The organism is Longimicrobium sp., assembly GCA_036389135.1.
GTDB lineage: Bacteria > Gemmatimonadota > Gemmatimonadetes > Longimicrobiales > Longimicrobiaceae > Longimicrobium.
Window position 1 is genome coordinate 103621 of record DASVQP010000029.1, and the last position, 12785, is coordinate 116405.

Consider the following 12785-nt stretch of genomic DNA (forward strand, 5'->3'; position numbering starts at 1 on the left):
CACCATGTCGTTGCGGCACGGGGCTTTGCGCCACGGCACCGGGCGTGCGCTCCCGGCGGCACCACATCTTCCCGCGCGGCGCGGGAAAACGATACTCTTTCCAAAAGGACGGACGATGAAGAAGATTGCGACGGGGCTGCTGGCGCTTGCCGCCGTGACCCTTGCCGGAAGCGCGCAGGCGCAGGCCCTCCCGGTCTCCCCGTTTTCCGTGGAAGTGCGCGGCGGGCTCGCATTCCCCACCGGTGACCTGGAAGACGTGGCGGAGAGCGGGATCACGGTGGGCGCCAACGGCACCTACATGTTCACCCCGATGCTCGGCCTGTACGCCGGCTTCACCTACAACTCGTTCGGGCTGGGGGATGAGGCCGAAGAGCTCGGCGTGGACGGCAGCATCAACACGTACGGGCTCGATGCCGGCGTCAAGGCCATGTTCGCCAGCCCCACCCTGCCGGTGACCCCCTTCGTAAAGGGCGGCCTGGTGTACCACAAGCTGGAGCTGGACGTCGAGGGGCTGGACCTGGGCGACGACGACGACACCGACTTCGGGCTGGGCTTCGAGGTGGGTGGCGGGGTGATGGTTCCGCTGGGGCCGCGGCTCTCTTTTACGCCCGCGGTGAGCTACACCTCCTTCAAGCCGAACTACCAGGGGGAGGAGGAGGAGGACGAGGACAACGTCACCAGCTTCCGCGTCGACGTGGGACTGAACATCCGCTTCTGAGCCGCCTCCGCGGCGGGCGGGCACTACCACACTTCTTTGACTGAGGCTCCATGAAGAAGACGCTCGGGCTCCTTTCGCTGGTAGCCGCGGCCGCGTTCGCGGCTCCGGTGCAGGCACAGATTCCCAACGTGACGCCGTTCGCCTTCGAGGTGCGCGGCGGCCTCGCCTTCCCCACCGGCGACCTCAAGGATACCGAGGACGACGTGGGGTCGGTGGAGTCGGGGGTCACCTTCGGCGCCAACGTGACCTTCCACTTCATGCCGATGCTGGGGATCTACGCCGGCTACACGCACAACCGGTTCGGCGTGGAAGGGCTGGAGGAGCTCGAGCTGACGGACCAGGGCTTCAACGCCGGCGTGCGCATCGCGGTGCCCACGCCGCTCATCCCCATCGACCCGTACGTGAAGGCCGGGCTGGTCTACAACCAGCTCAGCTTCACCTTTGACGGGGACGACGAGGATTTCGTCGACAGCGACCGTTCGCTGGGCTTCGAGATCGGCGCCGGGGTCGGCATCGGGCTGGGGCCGAAGCTGTCGTTCACGCCGCAGGTGACGTACTCGAGCTACGCGCCGAAGTACGATGGCGAGAATGAAGACGACTTCACGGTGAGCCACATCCGGGTGGACGTGGGGCTGCGTCTGCGGCTGTAGAACGGCGCTTCACACAGAGACACGGAGGGGTACCGCAAGAAAGGAGAAGGGGTCCTCCGCGGCTTGTAGTTTCCCTCCGTGTTCTCTGTGTGAGGCTGTTCGGGGGCGCTCTGAGGAGCGTCCCCGTTTCTTTTGTTCGGAGTACGAAGTTGCACCCTTTTGCGCGTGGTGCACCACTCTGGAGCGGTGGGAGGTGGTGGGGGTGCACAGATGTTCCTAGCTCTATTCGGGACCTAACTCGTTGGCAGCAAAGGGCGGCGATTCGCCGCCGGGGAGGCGGATTCGGGCAGGTGAGATGTGGTCTCACAAGTGCCCTCTTGCGGGGCGGGAGGTGCATCGACGCACCCCCGGGCACTCGGGGTGGGATGGTGGCGCGGGAAGGTTGCCCGCGCGGACGAACCCCTCCTTTCGTGCCGGCCCTCACCATCTGGCAGGAGGAGGATCGCCCATGCGTCTTCGTTCACTGGCGCTCGCTGCAGGCGCCGCATTACTGCTCACCGCCTGCGGCAGCGAGCCCACCTCGCCCCGGGTGGACGAGCCCGCCTCGGCACCGACCGAGAGGCAGCTCAACGCCATCTTCGCCTCCGCCGGCCAGGAGTTCGACGTCCCCGCCGAGCTGCTGAAGTCGATCGGCTATGTGGAGACCCGCTTCCAGATGGTGCGCGGCGAGGTGGAGTTCGAGGGGATGGCCCCCGCCTTCGGCATCATGGCGCTGCGCGGCGACCGCCTCACCCGCGGCGCATCGCTGGCCCGCGTCTCCATCGAAGCGGCGCAGAGCGACGCGACCGCCAACATCCGCTCGGGCGCGGCGCTCCTCAGCGCGCTGGCCGGCGAGCTCAAGGTGAACCGCGCCGACCTGGCCGCCTGGGCCCCGGCCGTGGCTGCGTTCAGCGGCATCCAGAGCCAGGAAGGCCAGGCGATGTACGTGCACAGCGACGTGTACTCGGCGCTGCGCAGCGGCATCGAGGCGCGCTCGCCGGCGGGCAACCTCATGGTGTCGGTGGCGGCGCGCAACGTGGTGCCCGCCTTCACCAAGCCGTCCGCCAGCGCCTCGGCCATGGCGTGCGCCCCGGACTACTGCGTCTCGGGCACCATCTGGCGCGCGTCGCGCAACTACAGCACGCGCAGCACGGGGATCCACTACGTCATCATCCACACCTGCGAGAGCGGCTACAGCGGGTGCTGGAGCTGGCTGACCAACAGCTCGTCGCAGGTGTCGGCGCACTACGTGGTGAACGAGAGCGGGTCCGAGATCTCGCAGCTGGTGCGCGAGGCGAGCAAGGCGTGGCACATCGGCGCCAACTACGACTGCGCCAACAACGGCGGCCACGACTGCCAGAACAACGGCATCCAGGCAAACAATCTCACCATCGGCATCGAGCACGGCGGCTACGCTTCGTCCACCTCGTGGCCGGTGGGGCAGATCGACGCGTCGGCCAAGCTCTCGTGCGACATCTCCAAGAGCCAGGGGATCCCGCGCGACCGCTACCACTTCGTGGGCCACGGCCAGCTTCAGCCGTACAACCGCACCGATCCGGGCGCCAACTGGCCCTGGACGGACTACATGAACCGCATCAACTCGCACTGCGGCACCACCACGACGTCCATCATCGTGGACAGCAACAACACCAACAACAACGCGTCGGTCGCCAAGTACGAGGTGTCGGCCACCTGGTCCACCGGCAGCACGGCCGGCTACTACGGCACGGGCTACAACTTCGCCAGCACGGACGCCATCTCGGACCCGGCGACCTTCTGGTTCTACCTGCCGGCGGCGGCCACCAAGACGATCGACGGCTGGTGGGTGGCGGGGACCAACCGCTCCACGACGGCGCCGTTCATCGCGTACAACGCCAGCGGCGCCGAAGTCGGGCGCGCGTCGGCGAACCAGCAGGCGAACGGCGGGCAGTGGGTCGCGCTGGGGACGTGGAACTTCTCGGCGGGGTGGAACAAGGTCCAGCTCAGCCGCTGGACGACGGCCGGCTACGTGGTGATCGCGGACGCCGTCCGCATTCGCTGAGCGGCTGAACGGCAACGCTTCACGGCGCGCGGAGGGGTTCCGCGCGCCGTGAGCTTTCTACGCACCCCGCTACCCCCCGAGGCCACTATGCGTATCCTTCGTTCCGCCACGGCGCTCGCCGTTCTGGCGATGCTCGCCGCCTGCACCGGCGACGGCGTCGTCGCCCCGAGCGCGGCGGGGGACGCCGCGGTGGACCGGGGGATCGTGGACCCGGCCAAGGGGCCGGTGCGCACCGGCTTCGTGATCGGCCAGGATGGAAAGACGCCGGTGAAGATCGAGTACCAGGTGGCCAACGGCCACGCCATTCATGACGGCGACGTGGGCCTGGGCCCCGCGGACCGCATCGCGGCCACGGCGGCGGAGGCCGTGCGCGGCATGCGTCCGGGCAACACGCGGCCCACCCGCTCCCTGCACTACAGCGGCGCCTCCATCTGGGCCGATACAAAGGGCGTGATCGCGGTGCGCGAGGTGTACTCGCCCACGAACCTGTGGGCCGCGCTCACGCAGATCGAGAAGCAGGTGCCCGGCATCGACTTCGTGCCGTACAACGGGCAGTACCACCACATCGTGGTCTACTACGGCAACGGCTCCAACTACTACAACGGCTGCTACAACGGCGCGTGCGAGATCTACATCGGCAGCGCGGGCGCATCCAAGCAGCTGATCATGCACGAGTTCGGGCACGGGCTGGGCTACCAGCACGAGCAGAAGCGGTGCGACCGCAACAGCTACATCAAGATGATCGACCCGAACCCGGTGCCGGACCAGTTCGCCACCGCGTGCGACTGGGTGCAGATGGGCGCGTACGATCTGACCTCCATCATGCACTACAACTCGCGCGAGTTCGGGCGGCTGCACTTCACCGACTGGAACGGCGCGGAGGTGTGCGGCTACTGGTGCCGCACCGACCTGTCGCCCGGCGACGTGACGCAGTGGCGCAAGCTGTACCCGGCGCCGTCGTCCATCATCGTGGACAGCAACAACGCCAACAACAACTCGGCGCTGGCACGGTACGAGGTGTCCGCCAACTGGTCGGTGGGGAGCAGCGCGGGCTACTACGGCACGGGCTACAACTTCGCCGCCACGCAGGCGATCTCGGACCCGGCGACCTTCTGGTTCTACCTGCCCGCCGCGGCCACCAAGACGATCGACGGCTGGTGGGTGGCGGGGACCAACCGCTCCTCGACGGCGCCCTTCATCGCCTTCAACGCGGCGGGGACGGAGGTTGGGCGCGCCTCCGCGAACCAGCAGCTCAACGGCGGCAAGTGGGTCGCGCTGGGGACGTACAGCTTCACCGCCGGATGGAACAAGGTGCAGCTCTCGCGCTGGACGACGGCGGGGTACGTGGTGATCGCGGACGCCATCCGGGTGCGGTAGCCGCCTGGCGTGACGCATCGGGCTCCAGCGCACTCCGCGCCGGGGCCCGTTCTACTCTCAAGGGTTTTAACGCGCATGCTTCGCTCTTTCGCACGCCGCGCGGCGCTTCCGGCGCTCCTGCTGGCCCTGGCCGCCTGCCAGGACGACGCCATTTCCCCCGTGGTGCAGCGCCCCGCCCCTCCCGCCGAGGGGCCGCGCCTGGCCGCCACCCCGGCGTGGGCGGAGGCGCGCGCCCTGTGGGTGTCGCGCTTCGAGTACGACTCGCCCACCAAGATCGCCACCATCATGCAGAAGGCGGCGGACGCCAACTTCAACATCGTGTACTTCCAGGTGCGCGGCTCGGGCGACGCCTACTACCGGTCGTCGCTGGAGCCGTGCTCGGTGGGCCTCTGCGGCCACCTGGGCGGCACGCCGAGCTGGGACCCGCTGGCGGTGGCGATCCAGGAGGCGCACTCGCGCGGGCTTCAGCTGCACGCCTGGCTGAACGCCTTCGCGGGATGGGGATCGGGGAGCTCCACCACCTGCGCACTGCTCAAGGAGTCGGACGCCGGCAACCCGCGCCACATGCTGCTGGCGCACCCGGACTGGAAGGTGGTGAGCGACGCGGGGGTCACGCACCCGTGCCCCAACACGGAGGAGTACGTCTACGTTTCGCCCGGCTCGGCGGGGGCGCGCACGCACCTGGCGCTCGTGGCCGCCGACGTGGCGCGCCGCTACGACGTGGACGGCGTGCACCTGGACCGCATCCGCCTGCCGGGGACGAAGTGGTCGCACGACAAGGCCAGCCTGGCCGCCTTCGGCAAGAGCCCCGCGAGCTACCCGACCGACTGGGCCAACTTCCGCCGCTCGCTCATCAACCTGGCGGTGAAGGAGGTCCACGACAGCGTGGGCAGGGTCAAGCCGAAGCTCCCGATATCGGGAGCCATCTGGCAGATCTACCAGGACAAGTGGGGGTGGAACTCGTCGCAGGGGTACTCGCAGTACTACCAGGACCCGTACGCCTGGGCGAGGGGCGGCTACTTCGACGTGGGCGTGCCCATGACGTACTACCAGATCACCTCCACTTACTGCGCCTTCACCGACTGGGCCTGCCTGCTGGACGACCACCTGCAGCGGCTGCAGACCAGCGGCGGCCGCCACGCCTACATCGGCATTGGCGCCAAGCACGGGGCGGCGGAGGTGGAGCGGCAGATCAAGCTGGCGCGGCAGCAGGGCGCCAAGGGCGTGTCGATCTACTCGTACGGGACGATGGAGAGCGGCGGCATCTGGCCCGTGCTCAAGGCCGGCGTCTTTGCGCAGAAGGCATCGATCCCGCCCCAGCACTGGAAGACGGCGTGCTGCACGGACATCATCGTGGACAACAACAACACCCGCAACAACACGGCGGTGGCGTACGCGGAGGCATCGTCCAACTGGACCACCACGAGCACGACGGCGGGCTACTACGGCGTGGACTACCGCTACGCGGGCACGCAGTCGATCGCCGACGCGGCCACCTTCTGGTTCTACCTCCCCACCGGCGGCAGCCGCACCATATCGGCCTGGTGGACCTCGGGGAGCAACCGCTCCGCCACGGCGCCGTACATCGCGTTCGACGCGAACGGCACCAAGCTGGCCACGGTGTCCGTGAACCAGCAGGCGAACGGCGGCCGCTGGAACGTGCTGGGGACGTGGACGTTCACGGCGGGATGGAACAAGATCCAGCTCTCGCGCTGGACCACGGCCGGCTACATGGTGGTGGGCGACGCCGTCCGCGTGCAGTAAGCTGGCCGATGCGTGGCGGGTGCGGTACCGTACTCCGCATCCGCCGCGCGATTTACCCGTTGGCCCAACTCTCCAGAATCCTGATGCGACGCACCCGCCTCACGAGCCTGCTGATCCTCACCGCCGCCGCCGGGTGCCGCGGCGACGAGCCCCAGATGGCGTTCGTCTCCGAGCGCGGCGGCACGCACGAGATCCGCCTCCTCACCCGCTCCGGCGACGACCGGCCGCTCGCCTCGGCGGGTGCGGGCGCGGGGCTGTTCCCCATCGCCTTCGCGCCCCAAGACCCCTCGCTCCTCGCCGTCCGCGTCGTCGACACACCGACCGGGCCCGAGGAGCAGCTGATGATCGTGCCGGTGCCCGGCGGGCAGCCGCGCCCCATCGGCCCGCTGGCCGCGAGGGCGCGCAACGCGTCGTGGTCGCCGGACGGGAAGTGGATCGCGTTCGAGAGCAGCACGCAGAGCTTCCGCGACATCTACCGCATGACGGCGGACGGGAAGCACGTGCGCCGCCTGACCGACAACCGCGAGGGGAACTTCGAGCCCGAGGTCTCCCCGGATGGCAAGTGGATCGCCTTCGTCAGCAGCCGCGACGGCGACGCGGAGCTGTACGTGATCCCCGCGCGCGGCGGGCCTGCGCGGCGCCTGACCGCCTTTCACCGCGACGACTGGAGCCCCCGCTGGTCGCCGGACGGAAGCCGCATCGCCTTCCTGAGCAACCGCGGCGGGAGCGACCGCATCTTTGTGATCGATGCGGACGGCTCCGCCATCCGGCGCCTCGCCGACCGTACGGACGCCCAGCTCAGCCCGGACGAGCAGGAGATGGACCCCGCCTGGTCGCCGGACGGGCGCGAGATCGCCTACACCTTTCGCACGCGCGACGGCCGCTCCGCCATCCGCATCGCGGACGCCGCCACCGGAAAGTGGCGCAGCATATCCGACGCCAAGGGCAAGGACTGGATGCCCGCCTGGTCCCCTGACGGCCGCCAGATCGCCTTCGCCTCCGAGCGCGGCGGCGACACGGACCTGTACCGCATGCGCGCGGACGGGAAGAAGGTGACGCGCCTGACCACCGCCCGCGGCGCGGACTGGCTGCCGAGGTGGGTGCGGTAGGCCCTCACCCCCCCGGCCCCCCCTCTCCCAAACTGCTGGGAGAGGGGGGAGATCGCGGCGATTTGTGCGGTGTTTCCGCATCGGGGAACGCGGCGGTCCGGTAGGGGCGCGATTCATCGCGCCCGCCCTTGCCCCCATCGCGATTTCCGCGCGACGCACCCAAACCGGTAGGGGCAGACCTGGGTGTCTGCCCGCCCTTGCCTGCACCTCGACCCCCGCCCCAAGGAACCAAACCCGTAGGGGCCGCCCCGCGTGGCTGCCCGTGCCATCCCTCGCGACGGCGCCTGCCGCAACGCACCGATGACTGCGTGTCGCCCCTCCCCGGGTGGTGTTGGGGGAGGGCAGCGAGGAAGGAGCGGAGAGAGGGCACGCAATGCATGCGGGGCGGCCCGGCCATCTGCCGGACCGCCCCGTTCGCCTGTTGTTTGCAAACGAGCGTGGTTAGGGCGCCACGTCGTGGAAGGTCAGCGACTTCTCGCGCTCCACGGTGGTGCGCAGCGTCCATTCGCTGTCGAAGAGGACGAGGGGGGCCTCCTTGGCATCGTACACCAGGGTGCGCCCGTGGCCGCCCGAGAGCGCGTGGATGGCGTCGGCGGGGCCCTGCACCCAGCGGGCGAAGCGGTACGACATCGGCTCCAGGCGCGCCCGCACGCCGTACTCGTGCTCCAGCCGGTGCAGCAGCACGTCGAACTGCAGCTGCCCCACGGCGCCCACGATGGGCGTGGTGCCCGCGTACGTCTCGCTGTAGAACACCTGCGCGGCGCCCTCCTCGGAGAGCTGCTGGAGGCCCGTGTCCAGCTGCTTCCGCTTCATCGGATCGCCGATGAGGATGCGCGAGAAGTGCTGCGGCGAGAAGCGCGGAATTCCCGCGAACTCCAGGTCGCCGTTGGCCGAGAGCGTGTCGCCGATGCGCAGGTTGCCGCGGTCGTGGATGCCGATCACGTCGCCGGGCCACGCTTCCTCGATGTGCGTGCGCTCGCGCGCCAGGAACTGCGTGGGCGCGGACAGCCGCATCGGCTTGCCGGTGCGCACGTGCTTCACCTGCATCCCCGCCTCGAAGTGCCCGCTGCACACCCGCACGAAGGCGATGCGGTCGCGGTGCTTCGGGTCCATGTTCGCCTGGATCTTGAAGACGAAGCCGGTGAAGTGCGGGTCCTCCGGCTCCACCGTCCCCGTGCTGGCCTCGCGCGCGGTGGGCGGGGGGGCGAGCTCCAGGAACTTCGCCAGGAACGGCTCCACGCCGAAGTTGGTGAGCGCGCTCCCGAAGAAGGTGGGCGACACCTCGCCGCGGATGAAGGCGTCGGGGTCGAACTCCTCCCCCGCCATGTCCAGCAGCTCCACGTCGTTCATCAGCTGCTCGTACGCGGAGTCGCCGATGCGCTCGTGCACGTCCGGATCGTCCAGCGTCACCACGTCCGTCTCCACGCGGCTGGATCCGTGGTCCTCCCCCTTTTCGAAGAGGTGGATGCGGCGCGTGTCGCGGTTGTACACCCCCACGAAGCGGTCGCCCGAGGTGATGGGCCAGGTGACCGGATAGCACTTGAGCCCCAGGTCGCGCTCCACGTCGTCCAGAAGCTGGAGCGGGTCGGCGCCGGGGCGGTCGCACTTGTTGACAAAGGTGAAGATGGGGGTGCGCCGGCGGTGGCAGACTTCGAATAGCTGCCGCGTACGCTCCTCCACGCCCTTGCGGTTGTCCAGCAGCATCACCGCGCTGTCGGCCGCGATCAGCGTGCGGTAGGTGTCTTCGGAGAAGTCCGCGTGCCCCGGCGTGTCCAGCAGGTTGACCGCGCGCCCCAGGTACTCGAACTGGAGGACGGAGGAGGTCACGGAGATGCCGCGCTCCTGCTCCATCTTCATCCAGTCCGAGGTGGCGTGCCGCGCCGCGCGGCGCGCCTTTACGCTCCCGGCAAGGTGAATGGCCCCGCCGTACAGGAGGAGCTTCTCCGTGAGCGTGGTCTTCCCGGCGTCCGGGTGGCTGATAATGGCGAAGGTCCGCCGGCGGCGGACCTCGTCTGCAATCGCGGTCATTTTGGCTGCGCGGTCACGGGCGGTGCATGTGCTTTCAGTGGCTGAATATAAGCGAACGAGAGGGAATGGGAAACGGGAACGGACCCCGCACCCCCCCGGCCCCCCTCTCCCAAAGTGCTGGGAGAGGGGGGAGATCGCGGCCATCCGCGCGGGGTATCCGCATCTGGAAACGCGTCGATCCGTAGGGGCGCGATTGATCGCGCCCACCCTCGGCCCCACCTCGACCTCCGCCCGGCGCACCAAAACCGGTAGGGGCAGACCTGCGTGTCTGCCCACCCTTGCCTCCACCTCGATCCGCGCCAACCGCACAATACCCGGGGGGCCGCCCCGCGTGGCTGCCCCCGCGGCGAACCCTGCGCCACGCAACAACCTATGCGTGCGCCCCTCTCTGAGCAGTTTGGGAGAGGGGCAGCGAGGAACGAGCGGGGCGAGGGCCCGGGATGCTCACCGCTCGATCGTCAACACCCGCGTCGCGGTGACTGGTGGGCCGGCGGCGGGGTGCACGGTGACCTCCAGCAGGTACTCGCCCGGGGGGAGCCGCTGGGGGAGGGCGACGGTGGTGGAGCGGGGGAGGAGCGCGGCGCCGCCCGACTCCTCCGTCCAGCGCATGCGGACGGGGGCGGCGGTGGCGGCCAGGCCGATCCGCTCCGCGATGCGGCGCACACCGCCCGGCGCGCGGCGAGCCAGCGCCAGCGAAACGCGCAGCGTGTCCGCCGTGGGCGCATCGCGGTACACCTCCCAGAAGAGCCCCACCCGGTCCCCCGCGCGGAAGCGCGTGCCGGGGCGCACCAGCGGCGCGGCCTCATCCAGCGTGGCGGGGTGCGCCATGGGGTCGGCCAGCAGGAGGACGTCGGAGAGCGACACGCCGCCCGCCCGCGGCCGGTCCAGGGGGAGCGAGTAGCGGGCGCGGCCGGCGCGGCGGCTGGCCAGCTCGCGCGCCTCCAGGCTGAACATCGCCGTGCGCGGCGGGGCCGTCACTCGAAGGAAGGCGGTGGAGCCGGCCACCTGCGCCGTGCTCATCCACACGGGCGCGCTGTCGCTCTCGGCCAGGACGATGCCCGCTTCGGTGCGCGGCGACGGCGGCAGGCTGTCCTTGGCGAGCGCGAGCCCGGCGATCACGACCGCCGAGTCGCCGCGGCGGAAGACGGCCACCTGGTGCGCCAGCGTGTCGAGCCGCGAGATGCCGCGCGGGGCGTAGCTGGATCGCGCCCGGTTGCTCAGCAGCCGCTCGCCGTCGGGCGGGGTGGCGCCGAAGGGGTGCTTCTCGTCCAGACGGGGGAGGAACTCGCGCCCGTGCGAGGCGTAGTGCACCACCATCCCCGCGTGGGTGGTGGACTGCCACATCTCGGGGCGTATCTTCTCGTAGCCGATGGGCAGCCCGAAGCGCAGCACGATCTCGCGCAGGTCGTCGCCCCAGGCGAGGCCCTCCGTGGTGCGGGCGCGGTCCTGCAGGCGGTCGTGCACCAGGCGGGCGAAGTGCTCCGTCTTGCGGTCGTTCCCCGGCTCCATCCAGAGCGGGTCGGCAAGCCACCAGAGGCGCCGGGTGGCTGCGTCGCGGGCGGCGGGGTCCATGCGCCGGAGCGCGCGGGTGTCGTCCGCCTCCAGGATCGGCTCCAGGTCCAGCCACTCGCGCCGCTCGCGCTGCGGCATCGCGGCCAGTGCCGCGCCGAACGCGCTGTCGGAGGATGCGTAGGCGTCGGCGGCGTGCGCGGCGTACCCCTGCAGCGCGCTGCACCACCACCCGGCCGCGCGGCAGGCGCGGGCGGCGTCGCGCGCTTCCTGCTTCTTCCCAGCCTCCACCAGGTAGCGCACCCGCTGGCCCGCGATCCACTCGTCGCCGGGGGCGCGGCGGGCGGCTTCGGCCAGGCGCGCCAGGGCCCGGGTGCGCGCGCGGAGCAGCCCTTCCGGCTCGGGAGGCGGCGTCCACTCCGTCTCCGGTTCGTCGTACCAGAGGCAGAAGCGCCCGATCACCTCGTCGCACCGCCCGGCGCCGGACGAGCGCTGGTTGGTCCAGGGAAGGTGCCGGGCGCGCATGCGCTCGAACTCGGCCTGCGCGCCGCGGGCCAGGCGGAGCGCTCGGATGGAGTCGGCGCGCTGCTGGCGTGCGGCGACGCGTGGCGCGTCCGGGGTGGCGCGCAGGGGCGAGCGCTGCGCCTGCAGAGGCGCAGCGAGCGCGAGGAGCGCCAGTGCAACGGTGAGGGATCGCATCCAGGGAAGCTCCGGCCAGGGGGCGTTACGGCCACGGATGGGGAGGCGCTGCACCGTCCGCGCCACCGCGAACGTCTGTAACGCACCACGGCGCTCCGGTTTGACGCAGGTCGGTCACACGCCGTGCGATTGCGCGTGCCGGGCCGGGGTTGTAGCCTGTCCGGTCACTTCAATCCACTTCGAGAGTAGATCGCCCAATGAGCGCACCTCGCTTCTCCCCGCCCGCCGCGGTCACGGAGCGCACCCGCCGCCTCCGCAAGATCTGGCGCGCGATGACCCCCGACGAGCGCGTCCTCGCCATCCGCGCGGCGTCCGGGCCGGACCGCGGCGCCGGCTTCACCCAGGCCCTGCGTGGGCACCTGGCGCAGGTGCTGAAGGTGCGGGCCGCCACTGCGCAGAGCTGGGGCGTCCCGCAGATCGCCGAGGCCACGCTGCGCGCGCCGCTCAGCGAGGACATCATCGTCGACCTGCTGATGGCGTTCCACCTGAAGGAGCGCGTCCCGCTCCTTTCGGCCTTCCTGGATGCGGCGGGTATCCCGCACACAGACGGCGTCACCGAGCAGGACGCCGACGTGAACCTGGACGAGGCGCAGCTCAACGCGGCGGCCGACGCGGTGATGGCCAATTTCCCCCCGCACGAGTGCCAGCTGTACTTCGCCACGCTGATCGCGCTGGAAGGCGGCGCGTGGACCTCGCTCGAGCCGCGGCTGGACGAGTCGCTTCGGCCCTGAACAACGACAGCCTCACACAGAGACACAGAGGATACAGCAAGGGTAACGGAGAGGGTTCGCGCTGGAAGGTGTTTCATCATTCGCCACAGCAGTCGTCGCGCTGTCCCGTTTCTGGGACGGCGGTTTCCCAGGCGTGAACACCGCGCCCGCGCCGTGGCGATCTAACCCGCTGCGGCGCAG

General features: G+C 70.2%; 9 protein-coding genes. 7 read left to right on the forward strand and 2 right to left on the reverse strand.

Annotated features, from left to right (window positions below; all coding sequences use genetic code 11):
- Positions 1-115 precede the first annotated feature (115 nt).
- The 6 genes from VF584_06885 (at position 116) to VF584_06910 (ending at position 7638) form a co-directional block, all read left to right on the forward strand.
- Positions 116-718, forward strand: coding sequence for an outer membrane beta-barrel protein (locus tag VF584_06885; GenBank protein ID HEX8209897.1), 603 nt, complete (start codon positions 116-118; stop codon positions 716-718).
- 50 nt (positions 719-768) lie between these two features.
- Positions 769-1368 carry an outer membrane beta-barrel protein gene (locus VF584_06890; protein HEX8209898.1) on the forward strand — a complete coding sequence of 200 codons (600 nt, stop codon included), beginning with the start codon at positions 769-771 and terminating at the stop codon, positions 1366-1368.
- A 448-nt stretch (positions 1369-1816) separates the two neighbouring features.
- Complete coding sequence (locus VF584_06895) at positions 1817-3388, forward strand: N-acetylmuramoyl-L-alanine amidase (protein HEX8209899.1); 1572 nt, start codon at positions 1817-1819, stop codon at positions 3386-3388.
- A gap of 87 nt (positions 3389-3475) precedes the next feature.
- Positions 3476-4765 carry a M12 family metallopeptidase gene (locus VF584_06900; protein ID HEX8209900.1) on the forward strand — a complete coding sequence of 430 codons (1290 nt, stop codon included), beginning with the start codon at positions 3476-3478 and terminating at the stop codon, positions 4763-4765.
- A gap of 75 nt (positions 4766-4840) precedes the next feature.
- Positions 4841-6529 carry a family 10 glycosylhydrolase gene (locus tag VF584_06905; GenBank protein ID HEX8209901.1) on the forward strand — a complete coding sequence of 563 codons (1689 nt, stop codon included), beginning with the start codon at positions 4841-4843 and terminating at the stop codon, positions 6527-6529.
- An 83-nt stretch (positions 6530-6612) separates the two neighbouring features.
- Positions 6613-7638, forward strand: coding sequence for a hypothetical protein (locus tag VF584_06910; GenBank protein HEX8209902.1), 1026 nt, complete (start codon positions 6613-6615; stop codon positions 7636-7638).
- Between the two features lie 441 nt (positions 7639-8079).
- Here the strand turns inward: VF584_06910 and VF584_06915 are convergent, their stop codons facing one another.
- Together VF584_06915 and VF584_06920 are read right to left on the reverse strand one after the other, a co-directional pair.
- Positions 8080-9666: a peptide chain release factor 3 gene (locus VF584_06915; protein ID HEX8209903.1), complete on the reverse strand. Its 1587-nt coding sequence runs from the start codon at positions 9664-9666 to the stop codon at positions 8080-8082.
- Positions 9667-10110: 444 nt separating this feature from the next.
- The gene (locus VF584_06920) at positions 10111-11874 is read right to left on the reverse strand and encodes a hypothetical protein (protein HEX8209904.1); all 1764 of its coding nucleotides are present in this window, start codon (positions 11872-11874) and stop codon (positions 10111-10113) included.
- A 197-nt stretch (positions 11875-12071) separates the two neighbouring features.
- On the opposite strand from VF584_06920, the gene VF584_06925 reads away from it, so the two are divergent.
- Positions 12072-12605, forward strand: coding sequence for a hypothetical protein (locus VF584_06925; GenBank protein ID HEX8209905.1), 534 nt, complete (start codon positions 12072-12074; stop codon positions 12603-12605).
- The last annotated feature ends 180 nt before the right edge of the window (positions 12606-12785 follow it).

Coding starts and splice junctions, on each gene's coding strand:
- VF584_06885 (HEX8209897.1), top strand. CDS start 116: ATGAAGAAGATTGCGACGGGGCTGCTGGCGCTTGCCGCCGTGACCCTT.
- VF584_06890 (HEX8209898.1), top strand. CDS start 769: ATGAAGAAGACGCTCGGGCTCCTTTCGCTGGTAGCCGCGGCCGCGTTC.
- VF584_06895 (HEX8209899.1), top strand. CDS start 1,817: ATGCGTCTTCGTTCACTGGCGCTCGCTGCAGGCGCCGCATTACTGCTC.
- VF584_06900 (HEX8209900.1), top strand. CDS start 3,476: ATGCGTATCCTTCGTTCCGCCACGGCGCTCGCCGTTCTGGCGATGCTC.
- VF584_06905 (HEX8209901.1), top strand. CDS start 4,841: ATGCTTCGCTCTTTCGCACGCCGCGCGGCGCTTCCGGCGCTCCTGCTG.
- VF584_06910 (HEX8209902.1), top strand. CDS start 6,613: ATGCGACGCACCCGCCTCACGAGCCTGCTGATCCTCACCGCCGCCGCC.
- VF584_06915 (HEX8209903.1), bottom strand. CDS start 9,666: ATGACCGCGATTGCAGACGAGGTCCGCCGCCGGCGGACCTTCGCCATT.
- VF584_06920 (HEX8209904.1), bottom strand. CDS start 11,874: ATGCGATCCCTCACCGTTGCACTGGCGCTCCTCGCGCTCGCTGCGCCT.
- VF584_06925 (HEX8209905.1), top strand. CDS start 12,072: ATGAGCGCACCTCGCTTCTCCCCGCCCGCCGCGGTCACGGAGCGCACC.